This is a genomic window from Rhizomicrobium electricum, assembly GCF_011762045.1.
GTDB lineage: Bacteria > Pseudomonadota > Alphaproteobacteria > Micropepsales > Micropepsaceae > Rhizomicrobium > Rhizomicrobium electricum.
Genome location: NZ_JAASQS010000003.1, coordinates 80,169 through 101,282 on the forward strand (window position 1 = coordinate 80,169; position 21,114 = coordinate 101,282).

At 63.0% G+C, this 21,114-nt stretch carries 82 pseudogenes; all 82 read right to left on the bottom strand.

The window, feature by feature from the left end:
- Nucleotides 1–2: 2 nt before the first annotated feature.
- A pseudogene (locus FHS84_RS22510) lies at nucleotides 3–278 on the bottom strand (calcium-binding protein); the annotation flags it as partial.
- A 102-nt stretch (nucleotides 279–380) separates the two neighbouring features.
- Nucleotides 381–488: pseudogene (locus FHS84_RS22515) on the bottom strand (hypothetical protein); the annotation flags it as partial.
- A pseudogene (locus tag FHS84_RS22520) lies at nucleotides 474–599 on the bottom strand (calcium-binding protein); the annotation flags it as partial. The pseudogenes FHS84_RS22515 and FHS84_RS22520, both read right to left, overlap by 15 nt.
- Nucleotides 582–728 (bottom strand): annotated as a pseudogene (locus tag FHS84_RS22525) (calcium-binding protein); the annotation flags it as partial. The pseudogenes FHS84_RS22525 and FHS84_RS22520, both read right to left, overlap by 18 nt.
- Nucleotides 708–806 (bottom strand): annotated as a pseudogene (locus FHS84_RS22530) (calcium-binding protein); the annotation flags it as partial. The pseudogenes FHS84_RS22530 and FHS84_RS22525, both read right to left, overlap by 21 nt.
- Nucleotides 789–923: pseudogene (locus FHS84_RS22535) on the bottom strand (hypothetical protein); the annotation flags it as partial. The pseudogenes FHS84_RS22530 and FHS84_RS22535, both read right to left, overlap by 18 nt.
- A gap of 171 nt (nucleotides 924–1,094) precedes the next feature.
- Nucleotides 1,095–1,190: pseudogene (locus FHS84_RS22540) on the bottom strand (hypothetical protein); the annotation flags it as partial.
- Nucleotides 1,191–1,199: 9 nt separating this feature from the next.
- Nucleotides 1,200–1,406, bottom strand: a pseudogene (locus FHS84_RS22545) (calcium-binding protein); the annotation flags it as partial.
- Nucleotides 1,407–1,742: 336 nt separating this feature from the next.
- Nucleotides 1,743–1,907: pseudogene (locus FHS84_RS22550) on the bottom strand (calcium-binding protein); the annotation flags it as partial.
- Nucleotides 1,899–2,147, bottom strand: a pseudogene (locus tag FHS84_RS22555) (hypothetical protein); the annotation flags it as partial. The pseudogenes FHS84_RS22555 and FHS84_RS22550, both read right to left, overlap by 9 nt.
- Nucleotides 2,148–2,714: 567 nt before the next feature.
- Nucleotides 2,715–2,813: pseudogene (locus FHS84_RS22560) on the bottom strand (calcium-binding protein); the annotation flags it as partial.
- A pseudogene (locus FHS84_RS22565) lies at nucleotides 2,802–3,392 on the bottom strand (calcium-binding protein); the annotation flags it as partial. The pseudogenes FHS84_RS22560 and FHS84_RS22565, both read right to left, overlap by 12 nt.
- Nucleotides 3,393–3,434: 42 nt before the next feature.
- Nucleotides 3,435–3,533, bottom strand: a pseudogene (locus FHS84_RS22570) (hypothetical protein); the annotation flags it as partial.
- Nucleotides 3,516–3,623, bottom strand: a pseudogene (locus FHS84_RS22575) (hypothetical protein); the annotation flags it as partial. The pseudogenes FHS84_RS22575 and FHS84_RS22570, both read right to left, overlap by 18 nt.
- Nucleotides 3,624–3,914, bottom strand: a pseudogene (locus tag FHS84_RS22580) (hypothetical protein); the annotation flags it as partial.
- A 222-nt stretch (nucleotides 3,915–4,136) separates the two neighbouring features.
- Nucleotides 4,137–4,265: pseudogene (locus FHS84_RS22585) on the bottom strand (calcium-binding protein); the annotation flags it as partial.
- Nucleotides 4,260–4,373, bottom strand: a pseudogene (locus FHS84_RS22590) (calcium-binding protein); the annotation flags it as partial. The pseudogenes FHS84_RS22585 and FHS84_RS22590, both read right to left, overlap by 6 nt.
- A pseudogene (locus FHS84_RS22595) lies at nucleotides 4,356–4,454 on the bottom strand (calcium-binding protein); the annotation flags it as partial. The pseudogenes FHS84_RS22595 and FHS84_RS22590, both read right to left, overlap by 18 nt.
- A gap of 9 nt (nucleotides 4,455–4,463) precedes the next feature.
- A pseudogene (locus FHS84_RS22600) lies at nucleotides 4,464–4,754 on the bottom strand (hypothetical protein); the annotation flags it as partial.
- A gap of 297 nt (nucleotides 4,755–5,051) precedes the next feature.
- Nucleotides 5,052–5,150, bottom strand: a pseudogene (locus tag FHS84_RS22605) (hypothetical protein); the annotation flags it as partial.
- 12 nt (nucleotides 5,151–5,162) lie between these two features.
- Nucleotides 5,163–5,606: pseudogene (locus tag FHS84_RS22610) on the bottom strand (hypothetical protein); the annotation flags it as partial.
- A 51-nt stretch (nucleotides 5,607–5,657) separates the two neighbouring features.
- Nucleotides 5,658–5,786: pseudogene (locus FHS84_RS22615) on the bottom strand (hypothetical protein); the annotation flags it as partial.
- Nucleotides 5,787–5,849: pseudogene (locus tag FHS84_RS22620) on the bottom strand (hypothetical protein); the annotation flags it as partial.
- Nucleotides 5,850–6,023, bottom strand: a pseudogene (locus FHS84_RS22625) (calcium-binding protein); the annotation flags it as partial.
- Nucleotides 6,018–6,143, bottom strand: a pseudogene (locus FHS84_RS22630) (hypothetical protein); the annotation flags it as partial. The pseudogenes FHS84_RS22630 and FHS84_RS22625, both read right to left, overlap by 6 nt.
- A pseudogene (locus FHS84_RS22635) lies at nucleotides 6,126–6,740 on the bottom strand (hypothetical protein); the annotation flags it as partial. The pseudogenes FHS84_RS22630 and FHS84_RS22635, both read right to left, overlap by 18 nt.
- Before the next feature lie 30 nt (nucleotides 6,741–6,770).
- Nucleotides 6,771–6,935, bottom strand: a pseudogene (locus FHS84_RS22640) (calcium-binding protein); the annotation flags it as partial.
- A pseudogene (locus tag FHS84_RS22645) lies at nucleotides 6,918–7,184 on the bottom strand (calcium-binding protein); the annotation flags it as partial. The pseudogenes FHS84_RS22640 and FHS84_RS22645, both read right to left, overlap by 18 nt.
- Nucleotides 7,167–7,592 (bottom strand): annotated as a pseudogene (locus FHS84_RS22650) (type I secretion C-terminal target domain-containing protein); the annotation flags it as partial. The pseudogenes FHS84_RS22645 and FHS84_RS22650, both read right to left, overlap by 18 nt.
- Before the next feature lie 72 nt (nucleotides 7,593–7,664).
- A pseudogene (locus tag FHS84_RS22655) lies at nucleotides 7,665–7,760 on the bottom strand (hypothetical protein); the annotation flags it as partial.
- Nucleotides 7,743–7,841, bottom strand: a pseudogene (locus FHS84_RS22660) (calcium-binding protein); the annotation flags it as partial. The pseudogenes FHS84_RS22660 and FHS84_RS22655, both read right to left, overlap by 18 nt.
- 12 nt (nucleotides 7,842–7,853) lie before the next feature.
- Nucleotides 7,854–8,018: pseudogene (locus tag FHS84_RS22665) on the bottom strand (calcium-binding protein); the annotation flags it as partial.
- A 6-nt stretch (nucleotides 8,019–8,024) separates the two neighbouring features.
- A pseudogene (locus FHS84_RS22670) lies at nucleotides 8,025–8,363 on the bottom strand (type I secretion C-terminal target domain-containing protein); the annotation flags it as partial.
- Nucleotides 8,349–8,486: pseudogene (locus FHS84_RS22675) on the bottom strand (hypothetical protein); the annotation flags it as partial. The pseudogenes FHS84_RS22675 and FHS84_RS22670, both read right to left, overlap by 15 nt.
- Nucleotides 8,481–8,564: pseudogene (locus FHS84_RS22680) on the bottom strand (hypothetical protein); the annotation flags it as partial. The pseudogenes FHS84_RS22680 and FHS84_RS22675, both read right to left, overlap by 6 nt.
- Nucleotides 8,565–8,573: 9 nt before the next feature.
- Nucleotides 8,574–8,702: pseudogene (locus FHS84_RS22685) on the bottom strand (calcium-binding protein); the annotation flags it as partial.
- Nucleotides 8,691–8,768: pseudogene (locus FHS84_RS22690) on the bottom strand (hypothetical protein); the annotation flags it as partial. The pseudogenes FHS84_RS22690 and FHS84_RS22685, both read right to left, overlap by 12 nt.
- 27 nt (nucleotides 8,769–8,795) lie before the next feature.
- Nucleotides 8,796–9,362, bottom strand: a pseudogene (locus FHS84_RS22695) (calcium-binding protein); the annotation flags it as partial.
- Nucleotides 9,348–9,485 (bottom strand): annotated as a pseudogene (locus FHS84_RS22700) (hypothetical protein); the annotation flags it as partial. The pseudogenes FHS84_RS22695 and FHS84_RS22700, both read right to left, overlap by 15 nt.
- Nucleotides 9,480–9,548: pseudogene (locus FHS84_RS22705) on the bottom strand (hypothetical protein); the annotation flags it as partial. The pseudogenes FHS84_RS22700 and FHS84_RS22705, both read right to left, overlap by 6 nt.
- Before the next feature lie 27 nt (nucleotides 9,549–9,575).
- Nucleotides 9,576–9,701: pseudogene (locus FHS84_RS22710) on the bottom strand (calcium-binding protein); the annotation flags it as partial.
- Nucleotides 9,690–9,836: pseudogene (locus tag FHS84_RS22715) on the bottom strand (hypothetical protein); the annotation flags it as partial. The pseudogenes FHS84_RS22715 and FHS84_RS22710, both read right to left, overlap by 12 nt.
- Nucleotides 9,819–10,481 (bottom strand): annotated as a pseudogene (locus FHS84_RS22720) (calcium-binding protein); the annotation flags it as partial. The pseudogenes FHS84_RS22720 and FHS84_RS22715, both read right to left, overlap by 18 nt.
- A pseudogene (locus FHS84_RS22725) lies at nucleotides 10,476–10,616 on the bottom strand (calcium-binding protein); the annotation flags it as partial. The pseudogenes FHS84_RS22725 and FHS84_RS22720, both read right to left, overlap by 6 nt.
- A gap of 102 nt (nucleotides 10,617–10,718) precedes the next feature.
- Nucleotides 10,719–10,850: pseudogene (locus FHS84_RS22730) on the bottom strand (hypothetical protein); the annotation flags it as partial.
- Nucleotides 10,833–11,120: pseudogene (locus FHS84_RS22735) on the bottom strand (calcium-binding protein); the annotation flags it as partial. The pseudogenes FHS84_RS22735 and FHS84_RS22730, both read right to left, overlap by 18 nt.
- A pseudogene (locus tag FHS84_RS22740) lies at nucleotides 11,100–11,435 on the bottom strand (type I secretion C-terminal target domain-containing protein); the annotation flags it as partial. The pseudogenes FHS84_RS22735 and FHS84_RS22740, both read right to left, overlap by 21 nt.
- Nucleotides 11,418–11,657 (bottom strand): annotated as a pseudogene (locus tag FHS84_RS22745) (calcium-binding protein); the annotation flags it as partial. The pseudogenes FHS84_RS22745 and FHS84_RS22740, both read right to left, overlap by 18 nt.
- Nucleotides 11,649–11,738 (bottom strand): annotated as a pseudogene (locus FHS84_RS22750) (calcium-binding protein); the annotation flags it as partial. The pseudogenes FHS84_RS22750 and FHS84_RS22745, both read right to left, overlap by 9 nt.
- Nucleotides 11,721–11,858: pseudogene (locus tag FHS84_RS22755) on the bottom strand (hypothetical protein); the annotation flags it as partial. The pseudogenes FHS84_RS22750 and FHS84_RS22755, both read right to left, overlap by 18 nt.
- Nucleotides 11,859–11,861: 3 nt before the next feature.
- Nucleotides 11,862–12,632 (bottom strand): annotated as a pseudogene (locus FHS84_RS22760) (type I secretion C-terminal target domain-containing protein); the annotation flags it as partial.
- Nucleotides 12,633–12,860: 228 nt separating this feature from the next.
- Nucleotides 12,861–13,109: pseudogene (locus FHS84_RS22765) on the bottom strand (calcium-binding protein); the annotation flags it as partial.
- Nucleotides 13,110–13,118: 9 nt separating this feature from the next.
- Nucleotides 13,119–13,217: pseudogene (locus FHS84_RS22770) on the bottom strand (calcium-binding protein); the annotation flags it as partial.
- Nucleotides 13,200–13,325, bottom strand: a pseudogene (locus FHS84_RS22775) (calcium-binding protein); the annotation flags it as partial. The pseudogenes FHS84_RS22770 and FHS84_RS22775, both read right to left, overlap by 18 nt.
- Nucleotides 13,308–13,469, bottom strand: a pseudogene (locus tag FHS84_RS22780) (hypothetical protein); the annotation flags it as partial. The pseudogenes FHS84_RS22780 and FHS84_RS22775, both read right to left, overlap by 18 nt.
- A gap of 15 nt (nucleotides 13,470–13,484) precedes the next feature.
- Nucleotides 13,485–13,850: pseudogene (locus tag FHS84_RS22785) on the bottom strand (type I secretion C-terminal target domain-containing protein); the annotation flags it as partial.
- Nucleotides 13,836–13,907: pseudogene (locus FHS84_RS22790) on the bottom strand (hypothetical protein); the annotation flags it as partial. The pseudogenes FHS84_RS22790 and FHS84_RS22785, both read right to left, overlap by 15 nt.
- 33 nt (nucleotides 13,908–13,940) lie before the next feature.
- Nucleotides 13,941–14,180 (bottom strand): annotated as a pseudogene (locus FHS84_RS22795) (calcium-binding protein); the annotation flags it as partial.
- Nucleotides 14,175–14,300, bottom strand: a pseudogene (locus FHS84_RS22800) (hypothetical protein); the annotation flags it as partial. The pseudogenes FHS84_RS22800 and FHS84_RS22795, both read right to left, overlap by 6 nt.
- A gap of 90 nt (nucleotides 14,301–14,390) precedes the next feature.
- Nucleotides 14,391–14,594 (bottom strand): annotated as a pseudogene (locus FHS84_RS22805) (hypothetical protein); the annotation flags it as partial.
- Between the two features lie 6 nt (nucleotides 14,595–14,600).
- Nucleotides 14,601–14,726: pseudogene (locus FHS84_RS22810) on the bottom strand (calcium-binding protein); the annotation flags it as partial.
- Nucleotides 14,709–14,903 (bottom strand): annotated as a pseudogene (locus tag FHS84_RS22815) (calcium-binding protein); the annotation flags it as partial. The pseudogenes FHS84_RS22815 and FHS84_RS22810, both read right to left, overlap by 18 nt.
- Nucleotides 14,892–15,218 (bottom strand): annotated as a pseudogene (locus tag FHS84_RS22820) (type I secretion C-terminal target domain-containing protein); the annotation flags it as partial. The pseudogenes FHS84_RS22815 and FHS84_RS22820, both read right to left, overlap by 12 nt.
- A gap of 9 nt (nucleotides 15,219–15,227) precedes the next feature.
- Nucleotides 15,228–15,302: pseudogene (locus FHS84_RS22825) on the bottom strand (hypothetical protein); the annotation flags it as partial.
- Nucleotides 15,303–15,335: 33 nt separating this feature from the next.
- Nucleotides 15,336–15,605: pseudogene (locus FHS84_RS22830) on the bottom strand (calcium-binding protein); the annotation flags it as partial.
- 174 nt (nucleotides 15,606–15,779) lie between these two features.
- Nucleotides 15,780–16,106 (bottom strand): annotated as a pseudogene (locus FHS84_RS22835) (calcium-binding protein); the annotation flags it as partial.
- A gap of 177 nt (nucleotides 16,107–16,283) precedes the next feature.
- A pseudogene (locus tag FHS84_RS22840) lies at nucleotides 16,284–16,547 on the bottom strand (calcium-binding protein); the annotation flags it as partial.
- Nucleotides 16,542–16,604, bottom strand: a pseudogene (locus FHS84_RS22845) (hypothetical protein); the annotation flags it as partial. The pseudogenes FHS84_RS22840 and FHS84_RS22845, both read right to left, overlap by 6 nt.
- A gap of 3 nt (nucleotides 16,605–16,607) precedes the next feature.
- A pseudogene (locus FHS84_RS23175) lies at nucleotides 16,608–16,952 on the bottom strand (calcium-binding protein); the annotation flags it as partial.
- A gap of 54 nt (nucleotides 16,953–17,006) precedes the next feature.
- A pseudogene (locus tag FHS84_RS22860) lies at nucleotides 17,007–17,177 on the bottom strand (calcium-binding protein); the annotation flags it as partial.
- Between the two features lie 48 nt (nucleotides 17,178–17,225).
- Nucleotides 17,226–17,384 (bottom strand): annotated as a pseudogene (locus FHS84_RS22865) (hypothetical protein); the annotation flags it as partial.
- Between the two features lie 51 nt (nucleotides 17,385–17,435).
- Nucleotides 17,436–17,588, bottom strand: a pseudogene (locus tag FHS84_RS22870) (hypothetical protein); the annotation flags it as partial.
- Between the two features lie 183 nt (nucleotides 17,589–17,771).
- Nucleotides 17,772–18,041: pseudogene (locus FHS84_RS22875) on the bottom strand (hypothetical protein); the annotation flags it as partial.
- A gap of 204 nt (nucleotides 18,042–18,245) precedes the next feature.
- Nucleotides 18,246–18,491 (bottom strand): annotated as a pseudogene (locus tag FHS84_RS22880) (calcium-binding protein); the annotation flags it as partial.
- Nucleotides 18,492–18,791: 300 nt separating this feature from the next.
- A pseudogene (locus FHS84_RS22885) lies at nucleotides 18,792–18,986 on the bottom strand (calcium-binding protein); the annotation flags it as partial.
- A 27-nt stretch (nucleotides 18,987–19,013) separates the two neighbouring features.
- Nucleotides 19,014–19,514, bottom strand: a pseudogene (locus tag FHS84_RS22890) (calcium-binding protein); the annotation flags it as partial.
- 15 nt (nucleotides 19,515–19,529) lie between these two features.
- Nucleotides 19,530–19,721 (bottom strand): annotated as a pseudogene (locus FHS84_RS22895) (calcium-binding protein); the annotation flags it as partial.
- A gap of 54 nt (nucleotides 19,722–19,775) precedes the next feature.
- Nucleotides 19,776–19,889, bottom strand: a pseudogene (locus tag FHS84_RS22900) (calcium-binding protein); the annotation flags it as partial.
- Nucleotides 19,872–20,039, bottom strand: a pseudogene (locus FHS84_RS22905) (calcium-binding protein); the annotation flags it as partial. The pseudogenes FHS84_RS22905 and FHS84_RS22900, both read right to left, overlap by 18 nt.
- Nucleotides 20,040–20,045: 6 nt before the next feature.
- Nucleotides 20,046–20,453 (bottom strand): annotated as a pseudogene (locus FHS84_RS22910) (type I secretion C-terminal target domain-containing protein); the annotation flags it as partial.
- A gap of 189 nt (nucleotides 20,454–20,642) precedes the next feature.
- Nucleotides 20,643–20,777 (bottom strand): annotated as a pseudogene (locus FHS84_RS22915) (hypothetical protein); the annotation flags it as partial.
- An 81-nt stretch (nucleotides 20,778–20,858) separates the two neighbouring features.
- Nucleotides 20,859–21,086: pseudogene (locus FHS84_RS22920) on the bottom strand (calcium-binding protein); the annotation flags it as partial.
- Nucleotides 21,087–21,114 lie beyond the last annotated feature (28 nt).

Sequence of the window (21,114 nt, forward strand, 5' to 3'; positions counted from 1 at the left end):
CCGGAACCGCCATAGATCAGGTCGCCGCCCGCGCTGCCGCGCAGATCGTCGTCGCCCGCGCTGCCCATCAGCGTGTCGGAACCGGAGTTGCCGGTCAGCGAGTCATTGCCGTCGCCACCGGAGAGGAACGCGGCCGTAGCCGTCGTGGCCGTCAGCGTATCATCGCCGACATCACCCAGCGCAAGGCCGGACGAAATCGAGATGTTGTCGTTCCCGGCGCCGCCGTCCAGCGTGCCGGAACCCGTCAACGCGTCGTTGCCTTCATTGCCCGCGAGCAAGCCGGAGCCGCCGACGATGTCGTTACCGGCGCCGCCAGAGATGGTGCCCGTACCCGACAGGACGTCGTTACCGTCATCGCCCGAGATCGAACCGTCGGCAGAGATGGTGTCGTCGCCAGCCCCGCCGGTGATCAGGTTGTGGCCCGAACCGGAATGAATGGTGTCGTTGCCGTCGGCGCCGTCGATCGTATTGTCGCCGTTGCCCGCCACGATGGTGTCGTTGCCGGCATCGCCGCTGATCGTGTTGTCGCCTGCGCCAACGGTGATGGCATCATGGCTGGTGCCGCCGCTGATCGTGTTGTTGCCGTCGCCGGCATCGATCGTGTCATTGCCGCTGCCGCCGGAGATGGAGTTGTCGCCCGCACCGCCGTGCAGGATGTCGTCATAATCGCCCGCGCCGACATTGGTCGATGCGACGATCGTGTCGTTGCCTGCTTCGCCCCACACCACGTTGTTGCCGTCGCCGGCGTCGATGGAATCGTCGCCCGCGCCGCCGTTGATGAGATCGTTGCCGGACAGGCCGGACAGCGTATCGTTGCCGTCATAGCCGGCCAGGCTGTCGTCGAAAGCCGTGCCTTCGAGGTTGTTGGCGCCTGCGTCGCCCGCGAAGATCTTGCCGGTGTTTTCGCCCGGCGGGGTCATCATGGGTTCGAGGTCCTGATCCTGGAAGCGGATGATCTGGACGTTGGTGACGCTGTCGACACCCTCGTTGCCGCGGTTGTCGCTGACGATGTAGCCGCCGACGCCATCCTGGATCACCGAGAAGTGGCTGCGGATGCTATTGGGTGAATCGAGGTACTCGGCGACGTTGTCGCCGGTGCCGCCGTCGATCGTATCGTTGCCCGAGCCGCCTTGCATGGTGTCGGCACCCTGGCCGCCATCGAGGGAGTCGTTGTCCTCCCCACCCTGCATGGTGTCGTCGCCGTAGCCGCCGACCAACGTATCGTTGCCGTACCAGCCCCAGATCGAGTCGTTGCCGAGATCGCCTTCCAGATACTCATTGCCGGAATACGGCGTCGCCCACGGCGTGCCGTAGTTCCACCACATGCGGCCATACAGCGTGTCGTCGCCGGCGCCGCCGAAGGCAGAGTCGTTGACCGTGTTGATGACGTCGTTGCCGCCCGCCATGTCGTTCGGATCGGTGGAGTCACCGTAAATGGTACCGTTGCCGTAGATCGTATCGGCACCAAGCCCGCCGACCACCAGCGATGCGGCGTGCGTATCGGAATTGACGGAGTCGTCGCCGGCATCGCCGTAGAGTTCGCCGTCGCCGTAGATGGTGTCGAGACCGGTGCCGCCATGCAGCGTGCCGGTGCCTGCCAGCGAGTCATTGCCGGCATCGCCGTAGATCTCGTTGTGGCCGTTCCAGTCGATCAGAGTGTCGGCGCCGGGCGCCGTGCTGCCGCCGAATTCGCCGACGACATATGCCAGCTCGCCATGGCCGTCGGACCAGCCATTGTCGCCAACCAGCGTGTCATTGCCGAGACCGCCCGCCAGCGAGTCCGCATCGGCGCTGCCGAGCAGCCGGTCGTCGCCGGAATCGCCCTGCAAGCTGTCGTTGCCGTCGCCGCCATTGAGCGTGTCGTTGCCGTAACTGCCGTACAACGGATCGTTGCCGCCGTTGCCCATGATGACATCGTTGCCGGGGCCGCCGTTCAAGATGTCATTACCCGCCATGCCGTGCAGCGTGTCGTTACCGATCAGATCGTAGCCATAGGTCGGATCGGACGACACGAGGTCGGAATGGGTCGGGGAATCGTACGGGCTATCCGGGAACGAAATGCGGTTGTCGATACCCTCGGTATCGGTCCAATCGACGCCCGTCGTGGGCAGCAGGATCGTCTCTTCCTTGTCGGCGAACACCAGCATTTCGACGCCGGTCAGGGTGACCGAGCTGCCGTTCAGCGTATTCGTTACGGTGTAGGTACCCGCCGGATCGTTGGCGAGCGTGTAGCTGTAATCGCTCGAATTGCCGCTGAAATTGATGACGTCGTAGCCGCTGCCGCCATCGACCTGTTCGTGGATGCCCGCACCGGGGTTGCCGTCGAAGGTGTCGTCGCCGGCGCCGCCGTACAGCGTGGCGCCGTCCGGATCGGCAAGGCTGTCGTTGCCTTCTTCGCCGTAGAGAACGCCATGACCGATGACGGTGTCGTTGCCCGCATTGCCATGGAGCTGGCCCGTGCCGGAGACGCTGTCGTTGCCTGCGCCACCATAGAGCGTGCCGTTGCCCGAGAGAGTGTCGTCGTCGGTCGTGCTGACGAGCGTGTCGGAGGACGGAGCCGAAGGATCGGTCTCGTCACCGTAGATCACGCCGTTGCCGTTGATGACGTCGTGTCCTGCGCCGCCAACCAGCGTGCCGTTGCCATAGAGCGTGTCGTTGCCTTCGTTGCCTTCCAACGAGTTGGTGGCACCGTTGCTGTCGCTCAGATAGTCGTCGCCCGTACCGCCGTACAAGCTGTCGGCACCGTTCTCGCCATAAATCTGGTCGTTGCCGGCATCGCCAAAGGCGCAATCATCGCCGTTGCCGGCATAGATCGTGTCGTAACCGGCTCCACCATGGATGGTGTCGTCGTTGACGGTGGCGTGGATATAGTCGCCGTCCGAAGACCCCGTCAGCACGATGCCGCCGCCGCTCGGCGAATAGCCGCCGAAGTTCGTCAACGCACCGGGCGCGACGCCGACGATGCGAACGAGATCGACCCACGTGGAATCGCCGTTCTGGCTGAACTGCAGGAGCGTATCCGTGCCGTCCGCCACGAGCTGCAAGTACGCACCATGCGTGCCGCCGCCTTCCTGGGCCACGAACGGATTGGTGCCGTAGGCCGTGTTGTAGCCGACCATCCGCCCGATGAGCGCATCGAGACTCCAGGCGTCGCCACCGGCGCTGGTGTCGAAGTCGGTGATGACGTCGGTGGCCGATCCCGGCGTCCAGTCGAGACTATAGGTGTCGTGACCCGTGCCGCCGGTGATGCTGTCCGCACCGGTGCCATAGCCGACCGCATAGAAGATGTCATTGCCGGCGCCGCCGAGCTGCGTATTGGCGCCTTCGTAGTCGTAGAAAGTGTCGTTGCCGGCCTGACCGTCGAGACAGTCGTCTCCCGATCCACCAACCATGCAGTCGTTGCCCGCGCCGGAATCGCCTTCCAGCGTGTCGTTGCCGCTGCCGCCGACCAAGGTGTCGCTGTCGCCCTCGCCGTCAATCAGGTCGTTGCCGTCGCCGCCGTCGAGGTAATCGTTGCCGTCGCCGCCGAGGATCGTGTCGTTGCCCTGTTCGCCGTAGACGACGTCGCTGCCAGCGCCCGCGGTCATGGTGTCGTTGCCTTCACCACCGTAGATCACGTCGTTGCCGTCATCCCCGCTGACCGTATCCTGACCGGAACCTGCATGGATCGTGTCATTGCCGTCGTTACCGGCGATGAGGTCGTCGCTACTCGAGCCGTAGATGTTGCTCGAGAGACCGGCCGGATCGGAGATCGTGCGGCCCGTACCCGTGGGCGAGAACGTCGGGGTGAAATTGTCGAGCGTGAAGTCGTCGACGGACGTGTCATCGAGCACAAGGATCGTGGTCCAGGTCGTGCCAAGACCGTCGAGACTGACCTGGAGGTTCACCGCGGTGCCGTCCGCCACGAGCTGCATGTGGCCGGTCACGAACGGATTGTCGGAAGGATTGTAACCGGTGAGCTGGCTGAGCACCTCACTGATGTTGATCACATCGCCGCCGGCGCCGGTGTCGAAATCGGTGACTTCGGCATAGGCGCTGCTGCCCGCATGCCAATTCAAGACATAGCTGTCGCTGCCGGCGCCGCCGGTGAAGGCGTTCGAACCCGCATAAGCCACGTTCTGGAAGACGTCGTTGCCGTCGCCGCCGCTGAACGTGTTGTCGCCCTGCGTATCGTCGAAAGTGTCGTCGCCCGAACCGCCGACCATGGTGTCGTTGCCGGCCTGACCGGAGATGTAGGCCGGACCCGTGCCCGCGCTGTTGTCCAGACTGTCGTTGCCGTAGCCGCCATAAAGCGTGTTGTTTCCGGCTCCGCCGATGATCGTGTCGTTGCCGTCGTCCGCGTAGAGGTAATCGTTACCCGCATCGCCGCTGATGGAATCCTGCCCCGAACCGCCGGAAATGGTGTCGTTGTCGTCACCACCCGCCAGAGTGTCGTTGCCTTCCTGGCCCGCCAGGTAGTCGTTGCCCGTGCCGCCCTGGACGGAGTCGTTGCCGTAGCCGGCATTGATCGTGTCGTTACCGTCGCTGCCGTCGATGGTGTCGCGGCTGTAGCTGCCGGTGTAGGCGTCGCTGCCCGTACCGAGCACCGTGTCGTAACCGACATCGGTCGGCGAGAAGCTGGGCGTGAAGTTATCGACAGTGAAGGCCTCCGGCGCAACGCCGTCGATATGCAGAACAGTCTGCCAACTGTTGGCGCCGCCGTTGAAGTCGACCTGAAGGTACGAACCGCCGGCACCGTCGGCGATGAACTGCATATGGCCGTCGGTGAACGGATTGTCCGCATAGCCATGGCCGGACAGATTGGCGATCAGATAGCCGAGATCGAGCACATCGCCGCCCGGCCCCGCCGTGAAGTCGGTGATCTCGTCGGTTGTGCCGGTGTTGTACCAGAACTGATACACATCGACGCCGTCGCCGCCGGTGAGCACATCGGCGCCGGAGCCGTTCGAGACGAAGCGGAACAGATCATTGCCGTCGCCGCCGTCGACCGTGTTGTTGCCGGTGATATCGTAGAACGTGTCGTCGCCGGCATCGCCGCCGAGGGAATCGTTACCTGCGCCGCCTTCGAGCGAGTCATTGCCGTCTTCGCCGTACAGCGTGTCGTTGCCCGCTTCGCCGAGCAGGTAGTCGTTGCCGTCGCCGCCGAACACCAGATCGTTGCCGGCATCCGCATGGACGGTATCGTTGCCGTCATTGGCCCAGATCGAGTCATTGCTCGCCGAACCGAAAATATTGTGGGCGCCGGCCGGATCGTCAACCGTCAGACCTTCGCCGCCCGGCCCGTAGGTCGGGTTGAAGTTGTAGAGGGTGAATTCGATCGCCGTCGTCCAATCGAACACCAGCATGGTCTGCCAGGAATAGGCAGTGCCGCTGCCGTCGATGTCGATCTGCAACTCGGTGTTGCCTTCGACCTGTTCAAGGCGGAGGAACCCTTCGGTGAACGGATTGGTGCCCGCGGTGTAGCCGCTGAGCTCGTTGCCGATCACGTAGCTGAGATCGACGACGTCGCCGCTCGGACCCGGCATGAAGTCGTAGATTTCGGCCGGAGTCGTCGACGTGCCGTTGTGCCAAAGCAGTTCGTAGGTATCGCGGCCGTCGCCGCCCATGTAGGTATCGGCTCCGCCGAAGTAGTCGACATAGCGGAACCAGTCATTGCCGGCGCCGCCGCTGAAGGAATCGTTGCCGCCGTCGTCGTAGAGCGTGTCGGCACCCGAGCCGCCCAGCATGGTGTCGTTGCCGGCCTGGCCGTTGAGATACTGGCCACCCGTTGCGCCACTGCCGTCGATGAGATCGTCGCCGTTGCCGCCATAGAACGTGTTGTTGCCGCCGCCGGCGATCAGGCTGTCGTTGCCATCGTCACCAACAACGGAGTTGTCGCCCGCACCCGCGTTGATGCTGTCATCGCCGGAGCCGCCGTGCAGTTCGTTGTAGCCGGTATCCCCACCGACGATCGTGTCGTTGCCATCGTCGCCCTGGGCAAAGTCGTAACTGCCGTCGCCCGTTGCCAGGCTGTCGTTGCCGATGCCGCCATAGAGCGAGTCATTGCCGTCGTTGCCTTCCAGCGTGTCGTCGCCGGCGCTGCCCCACATCGTGTCATTGCCGTCGTTGCCCGACAGCTGATCATTGCCGTAGCCGGAGAAGATCGTGTCGTTGCCGCCAGCGCCGGAGATGGTGTCGGCGTCGACCGTGCCGACCAGAGAGTCGTCACCGGCCGTGCCAGTGATGACCGAGCCGGTTCCGGTCGGAGAGACGGCGTAGAAGTGCCCACGCCATGTGGAATCTTCGATCAGGAAGTTGGAGGCGTCGAGGCTCGAAGGCAAAACGCCTTCGAACGTCATCATGGTCAGCCAATCGCTGCCCGTCGCATCCGGATTGACCTGCAACAGCGTGTTGCCGCTGCCGTCGTCCACGAGCTGCATGTAGCCCGCCGTGAACGGATTGACGTATCCGTGCGAGGTCAGGGCGTTCTCGTAGGTCCAGGTCAGATTGACGACATCGCCGCCGCTGCCGGCCGCAAAGTCGGTGATCGTGGCCGTGCCGCTCGATGCCGGTCTCCAGTAGAGATCGTAGTAATCGGAGTCGGCGCCACCGGAATAGGTGTCGTTGCCGTCGTAATGGTCGACTTGCCAGAAGACGTCTCGGCCCGCGCCACCGGCCATGGAGTCGGAACCCGTACCGGATTCGGCGAACGAGTCGTTACCGGCACCGCCGATATCCGTGTCGTCTCCGGACTCGCCCATGAAGTAGACGCCCGCGGACGCGGATCCGTCGAGCAGATCGTTGCCGTTGCCGCCCCAGATCGTGCTGCTACCCGTGCCCGTGACGATCGTGTCGTTGCCGTCTTCGCCATAGAGCTGGTCGTTGCCGTCGCCGCCGGCGATGGAATCGTCGCCCGATCCGCCAGCGATGTTGTCGTTGCCGTCGCCGCCAAGCAGCGTGTCTCTGCCGGAATCGCCGCGCAGATAGTCGTTTTCGCTACCACCGAGGATAGAGTCGTCCCCGTAGCCGCCATAGACGGTGTCGTTGCCGCCCTGCCCGTCGATCGTGTCGTTGCTTGCGCTACCGGTGAGATTGTTGTCGCCGCCGTCGCCCGTAATGACAAGACCGGTGCCGTCCGGCGAGAAGCTCGGCGCAAAATTGTCCAGCGTGAAGTTCGTTGCCGTGGCGGCATCGAAGACGATCATCGTCTGCCAGCTATAGGCCGAACCCGCACCGTCGCGGTCGATCTGCAGAACCGTGTTGGCGCCCTGCTGATCAAGACGCAGGAAGCCTTCGACAAACGGATTGGTTCCGCCGGCATATCCGACGAGCTGGCTGTTGATCGTCCAGCTCAGATCGATGACGTCGCCGCCCGCGCCGGTCGAGAAATCGGTGATTTCGGACGTGTTGGGATTATCCGCACGCCACAGGAGCTGATAGGTGTCAGTTCCCGCGCCGCCGCTCAGCGTGTCGCTGCCGCTGAAGTAGTCGACATACCGGAACTCGTCGTTGCCATCGCCGCCGCTGATCGAGTCGCTGCCCGCACCGCCGTCGTAGAACGTGTCGGCGCCCAGGCCGCCTTCGACCGTGTCGTTGCCGTCCTGGCCTTCGATGTAATCGTTGCCGTCGCCGCCGATGAGGCTGTCGCCGCCGTCGCCGCCATAGAGCGTGTCATTGCCCGCACCGCCGTCGATCGTATCGTTGCCGGCCTCGCCAGAGAGATAGTCGTTGCCCGCGCCGCTGTCGCCCTCGATGGAGTCGTTGCCGCTGCCACCGTAGATGGTGTCGTTGTCGTCGCCGCCGTCGAGCGTGTCATTGCCGTCATCGCCATGGATGACGTCGGCGCCGCTGCCGCCGTACACGAGGTCATGGCCGAACCCGGCGTTGATCTGATCGTTGCCGTCTTGGCCGTCGATCGTGTCGCTGTTGGCCGTGCCGTTGAGCGTGTTGTCGCCGGCGTCGCCGGAGATGCTGTCGCCCGTGCCGACCGGCGAATAGGTCGGACTGAAATTGCTTCCCTGGAAGTCGCCCGGCGTCACACCCGAGAAGGTGAGTACCGTGGTCCAGCCATAGGATGTTCCGGCACCATCGGCGTCGATCTGAAGCAGCGTATTGCCGGAGCCATCGTCCACAAGCTGCATATATCCGGTCAGGAACGGATTGGTACCGCTCGCGTATCCGGACAGACCATTGCCGAGCGTCCAGGAGAGGTCGACGACATCGCCGCCGGTTCCCGTCTGGAAGTCGGTGATGGTGGCCGCGGACCGGCCGACCTGCCACAGCAACTGATAGGTATCCTGACCGGCGCCGCCGGACAGGGTGTCGTTTCCGCCCGTGAAGTAATCGACATGCTGGAAGTAGTCGTTGCCGGCTCCGCCGGACATCGAGTCAACGCCGCTCCAGCCGTCGTCATAGAGCGTATCGTTTCCGGAACCGCCCAGAAGGGTGTCGTCGCCGGATTGGCCGTTGAAGGACTGATTTCCAGTGGCCGCACTGCCGTCGAGCAGATCGTTGCCGTCGCCGCCATAGAGCGAGTTGTTGCCGCCCGTGGTGACAAGGGTGTCGTTGCCCGATTCACCATGCAGATAGTTCGTGCCGGCATCGGCGCTGAGGCTGTCGTCGCCACTACCGCCATACAGGGTGTCATTCCCTGTCCCGCCGATCAGGGTGTCGTTGCCGTCTTCGCCATAGGCGTAATTGTTGGATCCTTCACCCGTCGCGATGCTGTCGTTGCCGACGCCGCCATACAGCGTGTCGGCCCCCGTCGATCCAACCAGCGTGTCGTTGCCGTAGCTGCCCCAGGCATAGTTGTTGCCGTCGTCGCCGGAGACGCTGTCATCGCCATAACCGGCGATGATGGTGTCGTCGCCACCGCTGCCCGTGATGGTGTCGCCATCCGCCGTGCCAATGAGGCTGTCGTTGCCGGAGGTCCCGGTAATGCTGGTGCCCGTGCCGGTGGGCGAAACCGTGTAGTAGTAATTGCCGTTCGCGTAGTCCTGCAGGAGGAAGTTGTCGCGCGCCAGGTCGGCAGACGCAATGCCGTCAAACTTGATCGCGGTCACCCAGCCGGAGCCGGATCCTGCGCCGTCCGCATCGATCTGCAGCAGCGTGTTGCCGCTGCCGTCGTCGACCAGCTGCATGTAGCCGTGCGTGAACGGATTCTCGCCGGTAACGTGGCCGGAGAGGTAGTTGTTGTATGTCCAGGTCAGATCGACGATGTCACCGCCGGAACCGACCGTGAAGTCTGTGATCTCGGCCGTGCCGTTTTGGCCCGGCACCCACATCAGCCGGTAGTCGTCCTGTCCCGCGCCGCCACTCAGCGTATCGGTGCCGGTGTAATACGCGAGATAATCGAAATAGTCGTTGCCGGCGCCACCGGACATCGAGTCTGTGCCACTCCAGCCATCGTCATACAGCGTGTCGTTGCCGCTACCGCCCAGAATGGTGTCGTTGCCGTATTGGCCGTTGAAGTACTGATTTCCTGTCGCAGCACTGCCGTCGAGCAGATCGTTGCCGTCGCCGCCGTAGAGCGAATTGTTGCCGCCGGTGACAACCAGCGTGTCGTTGCCGGACTCGCCGTGGACGTAATTGGTACCAGTACCCGCACCAAGGCTGTCGTCGCCACTGCCGCCGTACAGGGTGTCGTTCCCCGTTCCGCCGATCAGGGTGTCGTTGCCGTCTTCGCCATGCGCGTAATTGTTGGCTCCGTCACCTGTCGCAATGCTGTCGTTGCCCGCACCGCCGTACAGCGTGTCGGAACCAGCCGATCCGATCAGCGTGTCGTTGCCGTAGCTGCCCCAGGCGTAGTTGTCGCCCTCGCCGACGGAGAGGCTGTCGTCGCCATAGCCGCCAATCAGCGTGTCATTGCCGTCGAAGCCATTGATGGTATCGCTATCGCCGGTGCCCACGAGCGAGTCATTGCCCGCGGTTCCGTCGATGAGCTGGCCGGTTCCGAGCGGCGAGAAAGTGTACCAATAGTTGCCATTCGCGGCATCCTGCACGACCAGTTCGCCCGCGGCGAAATCCGCCGCAGAATGGCCGTCAAATTTGATCACGGTCACCCAGCCGGAGCCGGAGCCCGCACCGTCCGCATCGATCTGCAGCGTTGTGTTGCCGCTACCGTCATCGACCAGCTGCATGTAGCCATGCGTGAACGGGTTCTCGCCCGTAACATGGCCCGAGAGATAGTTGTTGTAGGTCCACGTCAGGTCGACGACATCGCCGCCAGTGCCGGTCGCGAAATCGGTGATCTCGGCCGTACCGTTGTTGCCCGGCACCCACATCAACCGGTAGGTGTCCTGGCCCGCGCCGCCGCTCAGCGTGTCGGAACCGGTGAAATACGCGAGGTGATCGAAGTAGTCGTTGCCGGCGCCGCCGGACATCGAGTCATTGCCGGTCCAGCCATCGTCGTAGAAGGTGTCGTTGCCCGATCCGCCGATCGCGGTATCACTGCCGTACTGGCCGTTGAAGTACGCGCCGACTGTGCCGACGCTGCCGTCCATCAGATCGTCGCCGTTGCCGCCGTAGAGCGAGTTGTTGCCGCCCGTGACGACCAGCGTGTCGTTGCCATCCTCACCAACCAGCTGGGTATTGCCCAAGCCACCGATCAGGCTGTCATTGCCCGACTGGCCGACCAAGTACGCGTAAGTCGTCGAGGCGCTGGCATCGAGCGTATCGTCGCCGTTGCCGCCATAGAGATGGGCCCAATCACCCAGGGTGTTTGCCGTACTCAGGCTGTCGTTGCCGTCACCGCCTTCAAAGTAACTGCGCCCTGTGCCGGCCGTGAGGGTATCGTTTCCAGCCCCGCCATACAGTTCGTTGTAATCGCCGTTTCCGGTGACGATGGAATCGTTGCCCGTATCGCCCCAGATGGTCTCGCGATCGTCGCCGCCGATGATCGTGTCGTTACCTTGCTCGCCATGGAGCTGATTGTTACCGGCTCCACCATCGATCGAGTCATGGCCGTATCCGCCATAGATGGTATCGTTGCCGTCAAGACCCTGGATCGTGTCGTTGTTGACGGTGCCGTTCAGAACGTTGTTCCCGGCGTCGCCTGTGATCAGCGAGCCCTCACCGCTAGGCGGGAATGCCGGCGTGAAGTTGGCGGCCGTCAGGCTGGCGGCGCTGACGCCGTCCAGCACCAGGATGGTCTGCCAAGTGCTGCCCGCACCGGCCATATCGACTTGCAACAGAGCATTGCCGCTGCCGTCGTCGACCACTCGCAGATAGCCTTGGATGAACGGATTGGTTCCCGAGACATAGCCGGAAACGCGGCTGCTGAGGATCGCCGAGACGTCGATCATGTCCTCGGACGTCGCGAAATCGGTGACGGCGTCCGCCGTCTGCCCGACCGACCAATTGAGGACATAGGTGTCCGCGTCGGCCCCGCCGGTGAGCGTGCTGCCCACGTCGGAGGACACGTTGATGAAGCGGTCGGCGCCTGCGCCGCCGTCCACGGAGTTCGCACCCGTGCCGCCGTCCAGCGTGTCGCTGCCGTCGCCGCCCGTAAGGGTGTCGGCATCGGCGCCGCCGATCAGCGAGTCATTGCCGTCGCCGGCGTCGAGCACATCTGCGCCCGTGCCGCCGTCCAGCGTGTCGTCGCCCGCACCGCCCACGAGCGTGTCGTTGCCGGCATCACCAGACAAGGAGTCGTTGCCCGATCCGGAATCGCCTTCCAAACTGTCGTTGCCGGCGCCGCCCGAAAGCGTGTCGTTACCGGCGTTGCCTTCCAACGAGTCGTCGCCGCCGCTGCCGCCAATGGAGTCGTTGCCGGCGCCGCCGACGATCGTGTCGGCCGACGAGCCGCCCACGAAGCTTTCGCCGCCGTCGCCCAGGACCGTGTCGATCCCGCCACCTGCTGGCGAGTAGTTCTGCGTGATGTTGTCGTGCGTGAACGCGGTTGCCGTAGTGCCTTCGATCCGCAGGACGGATTGCCAGCCATATTCGCTGCCGGCAGCGCCGTCACGGTCGACCTGCAGCAGCACATCGCTGCCGTCCTGCACAAATTGCAGGTAGCCGTCCGAGAACGGATTGGCGCCGGACGCCAGCCCTTGCAGGGCCGGAAGCAATTTGACCAAGTCGATCTTGTCGCCGCCCGATCCGGTCGTGAAGTCGGTAATGATGTCAGGCAGAGTGGGAGCGCCGGCACCGATCTGATAGGTGTCCGCGCCGGCTCCGCCGGTGTACACGTTGCCGCCATCGGCGGTCAGGGTTGTCGCGACCCAGGCCAGCAGATTCTCCGCATAGCCCTTCATGTTGCCGGACACGGAACCGAGGCTGCCGTTTTGTGACAGATAATAGTCGAGCGGAATCGACGAATAGATCACGGTACCCGCACCATAGTGGTACGCGAACGTGACGACTTGCGCAGCGTTGCCGGTGGTCAGAATGATCTCTGCGCCAGCAGGCAGCGAACCGGCCTCGACATAACCGTGATAGGAGCTGCTACCGCCATCAAGGCTGCTATCGGTGAATGTGCCGCCGATGCCCACAGCCACTGGACCGCTGTCATTGACGAATTCAATGTTGTCTCCACCCGACCGGACATACGTCGCGCTTTGTCCAGGAAGCAGGCTGGTGCCGCTGTATCCGACCCCGCGATCATGGATGACGAGAACGCCGCCGCTCGCGATGAAGGCATCGATCTGCGACATGTCGTTGGTGAACTCGGACCCAAACGACCCATTATTCGAGTTGGTCGCAAACAGAATGCCGATGGTCGAAAGCTCGGTCGTGTTCGGATCGTCGATCGGAACGGCCGTGAAACCGGCACTTGTGATAGCAGACACCAGATACGATGCGGCAGTGCCGTTGGAAATCTCGTAATACCCGACTTGGGTGTTGCCCGCACCGCCGCCGACGAACGAGAACAGATCGTTGCCGTCGCCACCAGAGATGACGTTCGTGCCGGATCCGCCTGCAAGCGTGTCGTCGCCCGCGCCGCCGATCAGCGTATCATTGCCGATACCACCATCGATCGAGCTGTTGCCCGATGCATCGCTACTATCGATGGAATCGTCGCCCAGGCCGCCCGACAGGGTGTCATCCGCCGCGCCGACACCCGCAACGAGGGTGTCGCTTCCGTCGCCGCCGCTCAGACTGTCGGATCCGGCGCCGCTGGCGCCTTCCAAGCTGTCGTTGCCGGCTCCGCCGTCCAGCGTGTCGGAGCCATCGCTGCCTTCGATGGTGTCATCGCCAGCGCCACCGGCCAGCAAGTCACTGCCGGCATCGCCGTTGATCGCATCATTGCCAGCGCCGCCAAGGATCGTGTCGTTCCCGTCACCACCCGAGAGTGTGTCGTTGCCGGCATCTCCCGAGATGGAATCGCTGCCGCCGATGCCACTGATGGTATCGTTGCCGGCGCCGCCGAAGATCGTGTCGGCGCCAGAGCCGCCAACGATGGTATCGTCGAGCGGCGTACCGGTGTGATACACGCCGCCGTCGCCGAGGGTGATGTTCTCCGCAACCGGATGCGGATTGAATCCCGGCATGTTGTCCGACGTGACCGCTTCGGACGTGGTGTTTTGCAGAATCAGGATTGTCTGCCAGTCGTATCCCGTCCCGGCTCCATCGCGGTCAATCTGAAGTAGAACGTCAGTGCCGCTCTGCGTGAGTTGCAGATATCCCGTCATGAACGGATCAGAGCCGCTCGGCATGCCGTAGCTGCTCGTCAGTACGCCTGCCACACCCGAAAGGTCGATGATGTCGCCGCCGGCTCCAGCGGCAAAATCGGTGACCGTGTCAAACGCGCCGGAACTGACAGCCGCGTTCAGACGATATGTGTCGACGCCCTCGCCGCCCGTAAGCGTGTTGTGCCCGCTCGAATTGTAGGAAACGTCGTTGAATTGATCGTCGCCGGCGCCGCCAAACAGCGCGTTGCTACCATACTGCGCAAACAGGGTATCGCTGCCTTCGTCGCCATACAGGGTGTTGGCACCGTTGTAGGTGCTTAAGGAATCCGCCCCGGCGCCGCCGTGAACGAGTACGGACCCGTAGCTCGCGTAAATCGTATCGTTACCTTCACCGCCCGACAGGGTATTGCTGTAATAGCCGGATTGGTTGATGGAATCGTCGCCCGCGCCACCGTCGAGAACCGCGCCAGAGCTGTACCAGTTGGAATGGTAGATGGTGTCGTTGCCGTCACCGCCAGCGATCGAGTCGCTATTGTAATAGCCATACGAATAGATCGAGTCGTTGCCCAATCCGCCGTCGATTGTGTCCTGGCCATAGTTGGACTGAATGGTATCGGCGCCGTCGCCGCCAGATATCGACGTATGGCTGTAGTAGCCATAGATGGAGTCGTTGCCGGCATCGCCGCTCACCGTTCCGCTGCCGTTGTAGACATAGACGGAGTCATCACCGTCGCCGCCGGAGATGGAATCCGTCCCGCCGGACGTGGTAAGGCTGTCGTTGCCGCCAGCGCCGATCAGCGTGTCGCTGCCGCCATTGCCCAAAAGCGTGTCGGCACTGTCGCTGCCGGAGATCGCGTCGGCATAGCTCGAACCGATCACGCTCGCGAAGTTGACAAGACTGTCGTGTCCGCCCGAGGCATCCGTCGCCGAGCCCGAAGCGAGGTCGACCGTCGCTCCGCCCGTGTCGCTCGCGAAGGTCAGCACATTGGTGCCATTGCCGCCATCGAGCGAGTCGCTGCCTGCGCCGCCCGAGATCGTGTCATTGCCGTCCTGGCCGAGCACCGTGTCGTTGCCGACGCCGCCCTGAAGCGAGTCATCGCCCGCGCCACCGACGATGGTGTCGTCACCGCCGATTCCGGCGATGGTGTCGTTGCCGAGGCCGCCCACAATGGTGTCGGCGCCAGCCGTACCGGTGTGGTTCTCGCCGCCATCGCCGAGCGTAGTGCTCTCACCCGCAAAGGTGAGGGCAAAGGCCGGCGACAGATTATCGGACGTCACCGCATCGACGGTCACATTCTGCAGCCGCAGGACCGTCTGCATGTTGTAGGAGCTGCCGCCGCCGTCGCGATCGAGTTGCAGCAGAACATCCGTGCCGCTCTGCACGAATTGCAGATAGCCGAGTTCGAACGGGTTGGCGCCGGAAGCCATTCCATAGCTGCCGACCAGCGTGCTCACCAGCGCGTCCAGGCCAATGATGTCCCCGCCGGTTCCAGCGGCAAAATCGGTAATCGTATCGACCGAGCCGGGGTTGGCATTCAGCTGGTAGGTATCGACATCCGTACCGCCCGTCAGCGTGTTGGTGCCGCTGTAGGAGACGTTCTGGAACAGGTCGTTGCCCGCTCCGGCATCGACCGTGTTGTTCGAGGTGTTCAGCGCGACCGTGTCGTTGCCTTCGCCACCCAAGAACACATTGTTCGAACTCGTGGCCTGGAGGCTGTCGTCGCCCGCGCCGCCATCGAGCGTATTGGAGCCGTAGTTGGTCGACAGTACGTCGTTGCCGTCACCACCAATGAGGCTGCTGGTGTTGTAGGAGGTCTGCGTGATGGTGTCGTTGCCGGCACCGCCGTCGATCGTGGCATTGGACCAATAGTCGACGTGCGAGATGGAATCGTCACCGTCGCCACCGGCAATCGCCACGAGGTAGCCGTTGCCGCTCGTGGTGATCGTATCGTTTCCGGCGCCGCCATCGAGGGTAGCGTTGTTGTAACTCGCCATCAGCGAGTCATTGCCTTCACCACCGTAAACGGCGCCGCTTCCGTAAGACAGATTCAGGGTGTCGTCGCCCGCTCCGCCGACCAGAGTCGACGTCGCGCTGTAAGAATAGATAGAGTCGTTGTCGTCTCCACCATCAGCGTAGTTGGTGCCGTTGCTGAGATTGATGGAATCGTTACCCGCGTCTCCGAACAGCGTGCTTGCGCTGTAATTCGTCTGCAGCGTATCCGCGCCGGCGCCGCCATGAATTGTGTTGTTGCCGTAGTTATCGGTTTGGACGACATCATCGCCATCGCCGCCGTCGATGCTCACATGGCCTGACGAATTTTGGCTGTAGATCGAATCGTTTCCAGCATCGCCGCTGAGCGTGGCGGTGCTGTCGACGCTGTACATGTAGTTGTAGATGGTATCGTTGTCGGCGCCACCGCTGAGAATGCTGTGGCCGTAGGTACCGTTGTACAGCGAATCGTTTCCTGCTCCGCCGTCGAGCGTTTCGCTGTACATGCCGTTAGCGCTCAGGCTGTCGTTGCCTTCACCGCCTTGCACCGAGCCATTGCCCGAGCCACCGAGCGTGTCGTCGCCGTCGCCGCCATCCAGTGTGCTGGCGTCGTCGCCATACAGGCTGTCGTTGCCCGCGCCGCCCGACAGCGAACTGCTACCCGAGCCCGAGATGTCGTCATTGCCATCGCCGCCGGTAATAGTGTCGTTGCCGCCGTTGCCATAGAGGTAGTCGTCGCCAGAGCTGCCGGCGATCAGGTCGTCGTGTTGCGATCCGTAGACCTGGTTGATGTTGACGAGCGTGTCCGTTCCGCCCCAACCGTCCGTCGCAGAGCCCGCGCCCAGATCGACCGTGACGCCGTTCGGATCGTCATTGTAATTCGCCGCATTGCGTTCATCGGCCCCGCTGCCACCATCGAGCAGATCGTTGCCGGCTCCGCCGGTCAACGCGTCATCGCCGGCACCACCAAGGAGAGTATCGTTACCCGCGCCGCCAACGAGCATATTGCTCGCGTCGCTTCCGGAAATCGAGTCGTCATATGCGCTGCCGATGACACCCTGGATATGCAGCCACTGCTGCACGTCGCCCACTCCGTCGTCCGCCGTTCCCGCCGCGAGATCGACGATAAGCGCGCCAGGCGCACTACTGGCGTCGACGAGGTTTTGCCAGTCGTCGGTGCCGTCAATCGTGTCATTGCCGGTGCTGGCGACGAAGCGGTCGCCGCCAATGCCGCCAACCAGCGAATTGTCCGCGGCGTCGCCCCGGATCGTGTCGTTGTAATTGCTGCCGACCACGTTTTCGATGTTCCGCAGCGTATCCCACACGCCGTAGCCGTCGGCCGCGGTACCCATGACGAGATCAACATTTACGCCGTTCGGGTCGTTGTCGTAACGCACCGTGTCGACGCCAGCGCCGCCGTCGATCGAGTCGTTCCCTGCGTTGCCCATGAAGGACTCGTCGCCGCTGCCGCCCAGAAGCGTATCGTTCCAGCTGGAGCCGCTGACGCCGTCGATGCCTGCGAGCGCATCGGTATTGCCGAAACCATCGGTCGCCGAACCGCCGGCCAGATCCACCATGACCGCATTCGGATCGTTGTTGTACAATACGACGGTCGTTCCACTGCCGCCGATGAACGAGTCGTTGCCGGCACCGCCTTCGAGCTTGCTGAAGCCATCGCCGCCGACCAACGTGTCGTCAAATCCCGTGCCACGAACCGACGAAATGGCGATGAGCGAATCCGTGCCGCCCGAGCCATCGGTGGCCGACCCGGCACCGAGGTCCACGTAAACCGCACTGGCATCAAAGCGATAATCGGCCGTAGCGTCGCCATCCGTACCATCAAGCGTGTCGTTGCCTGCGCCGCCGATGAGCGTGTCGTATCCGCCATTTCCGACGATCAAATCGTCGCCGGCATTCCCCGACAAAAGATTATCGTATTCGGTGCCGGTGATCGTGTCGTTGCCGGATCCACCGGTGACGGTGGCCATGCCGGAGATCGTATCGGCGCCATCCGCGCCCTTGTCGACGGTTCCGGTCTCGAGATTGATGGTCAGCGCCGTCGAAAGCGCGCTGTAATCGAGTTCGCCGTTGCCATAGTTGTCCGTCAGCTGGTCATTACCGGTGCTGCCGATGAACTGATTGTGGTTTCCGGTGATCACGACGGTATCGTTGCCGGCGCCGCCGTCGACGATGTAGTTGCCGTAACTGCCGTACAGCGAGTCGTTCCCGTCGCCGGCGGACATGACAAACGGCTTATCGCCGTAGGCATAGTACGCCTGCAGAGTGTCGTCGTGCGCCGAGCCGATGACGCCTTCGACGTTCGAAATCTGGTTCCAACTGTCGTCAAAGCTGGCCGAACCATTGCCGGAGTTAACATCGAAATAGATGGCGTAATCGGAGCCGCTGTAGTCGACCGTGTCGTTTCCGGCCCCGCCATCCATGGTGCTGCCGCCCGACAGAATGTCGTCGCCCGCACTGCCGCCGAGATATCCGCCGTTGCCGATCAGCGTGTCGTTGCCCCGACCGCCAACCACGCCTTCGGCGCTCGTAAACTCGGCATGCCCCGTGCCGTTCAATGTCGCCGCGCCGGAGGTGAGATCTGCGTAAACCGGTCCGGTAACGTCTTCGAAGCTGACCGTATCCTCGCCGCTGCCGCCGTCGAACGTGTCGTTGCCGCCGCCGCTACGCAGATAGTCCGAACCATCGCTGCCCGTGATGGAATCGTCGAACGCACTTCCGATCACGCCGTTGATGCCGACCAAGCTGTCCGTTCCGCCGTCGCCGTCGGAGGCGACGCCGGTGGACAGATCCACCGTCACAGCGCCGGAAGCATCGTGGTAGTCCGCAAACGTCGCGTTGCCCGAGACGGAGCCGTCACCCATCGCGAACATACCGACATCAGCATCGCCACCGCCGCCGGGGCCAACCAGCGTGTCGTCGCCCAAGCCGCCATGAAGCACTGTGCCGTTACGGTTGGCCACGATGGAATCGTTACCCGCGCCGCCGTCGATGAGCGAGGTATCCCAGTTGCCCGTCAGCGTATCGTCGAACGCCGACCCAATAATGCCGTACACACCCGCCAGCGTGTCGGTCGCCCCCGATCCGTCGGTCGCGTTGCCGGCATATGCATCGACTTGAACAGCGGCAGCCTCACCGCTGTAATCGATAATGCCGCCGCCCAGCTCGTCGCTGCCTTCTCCGCCAACCACACTATTTTCGCCACCGCCGCCGTATACGGTATCGTTGCCCTCGCCGCCCAAAAGCAGCGAGTGATTCTGATACGCCACGATAGAATCGTCGCCTGAGCCGCCGTCGAGTGTGCTTTCCGAGAACGATCCGTCGATGGTGTCGTTGCCATCGCCGCCCAAGACGGAGTTGCCAGTCACCAGCGCGGATGCGGTGATGGAATCGTCGCCCGCACCGCCGTCAATGGTGGAATTGTTCGTGTTGGCATAGATCGTATCGTTGCCATCGCCACCCATAAGTACCTCCGTTCCGGTTCCCCAGACGTTGATCAAGTCGGCGCCTACGCCGCCATCAATGGTACTCTGACCGTAATTGCCGCCGACGCTGTCGTTGCCGTCGCCCGCGGAAATGCTTTCGTCGCTGCTCATGCTCCAGTTGGAGATGGAATCGTCGCCCGCTCCGGCATCGATCAGATTGCCGTTCGTGCCGATCTGAAGCGTGTCGTTGCCATCGCCAAGGTTGATCGTGTTGTCGCCAGAAAGGTAGCCGCCTGCACTGACGGAATCGTCGCCCGAACCCATCTCCAAGCTGGAGTGGTCGATCGGTCCAACGAAGGTGTCGTTGCCTTCACCGCCCGAAATCGTATCGGCGCTCGCATTGCCCCAGGAATTGATCTGGTCGTTGCCCGCACCGCCGTCGATGGCCGCATGTACGCCGCCGCCCGTCATGGTGATCGTGTCGTTGCCGTCGCCACCGAAGATGGAATTCGCGCCGCCGCCCGACTGGATAATGTCGCCGCCGGAACCACCGATGATCGTGTTGTCACCCCAGCCGCCGTCCAGCGAATTGTTTCCGGTGCTGTGGGACGCATCGATAAGATCGTTACCGTTCTGTCCCCAGAGCGTATCGTTGTCGGCGCTGTCGCCGGTGATCAATGTGTCGTCGCCTTCGTCGCCGACCAGACTGTCGGCTCCCGCGCCACTGGCGCCTTCGATACTGTCGTTACCCCAGCCGCCGAAGATCGTGTCGCTTCCCGCGCCGCCTTCCAGCGTGTCGTTGCCGTTGTCGCCAGAAATGGAATCGTTTCCGTCGCTACCGCTGATGCAATCGTTCCCGTCATTGCCCCACACGGTGTCAGCGCCATTGCCGCCCGCGATCGTGTCGCTGCGGGTTGTGCCGGAATAGTTCACACCGCCGTCCGCAAGGGTCGTGTCCACGCCCAGCGGTTCGGCATGCGGATCAACCGCCTGCACGAAATTGGCGCTCGTGATCGCGGACTGATCGACGTTCAGCAGATGCAGAACATCGCTGTAGAATTCGGGACCACCCGTACCAGGATGCAGCATTTGCAGCACGGCATCGCTGCCGACTTGCACAAACCGCAAATAGCCCGCGACGAAGGGATCGACGCCCGCCGCCATTCCCGTTTCTTCGAGTTCGCCCAGCATCGGCGAAAGATCAATGCGGTCGCCGCCGCTTCCAGTCTGGAAGTCGGTGATGGTGGACCATCCGCCCCACATGGTGGGCGCTTGGAGCGGGTTCAGCTGATAGGTGTCGACGCCTTCGCCGCCGGTCAGCGTGTTGTTGAAGCCGCCGGAATGGTACGCGACGTTCTGGAACAAATCATCGCCCGCGCCCGCATCGATCGAGCTGTCACTAACACGCATATCAATCGTGTCGTTACCAGCGCCACCTGTGACGGTTGCCCAATTCGTGCCGTCAAACGCGATGGAATCGTCGCCTGCACCCGCATCGATGTTCACGTGACTGGTATGAAGCGCTTGAAGCGTGTCGGAGCCATCGCCGCCCGCGAGGGACGAGTTCCAGAAATAGCCGTCCGCAGACAGAGAATCGTTACCGGCGCCGCCGACCAACGTATCCGCGTTGCCGTTGCCGATGAGCGTGTTGTCTCCGTCATCCCCGGTGATCGAGTCGTTCCAGCGGGTGCCGACGACCTTTTCAAACCCGGAAAGCGTCTGGTGATTTCCCATCCCGTCCGTGGCTTGTCCGGTCGACAGATCGATGATCACGCCGCTGTTGAAGCGATCGAAGGTGACCTCGTCCGTTCCTGCACCGCCATCGAGCGAGCCATTGCCCGAATTGGCTGCGAGCGTGTCATCGCCAGCGCCGCCAACGAGCGTGTCGTTGCCACCGCCCCAGCCGCCGTCGAGCGAATTGTCCTGCGCGTCGCCGGTGATGGAATCGTTGCTCCTGCTGCCCGTCACATTCCGGATATTGAGCAGAGTGTCCGTTCCGCCGTGCCCGTCCGAGGCCGTGCCGGCCGCAAGGTCGACCACCACGCCCGTATCGGTTCCGCGGAAGTCGTAG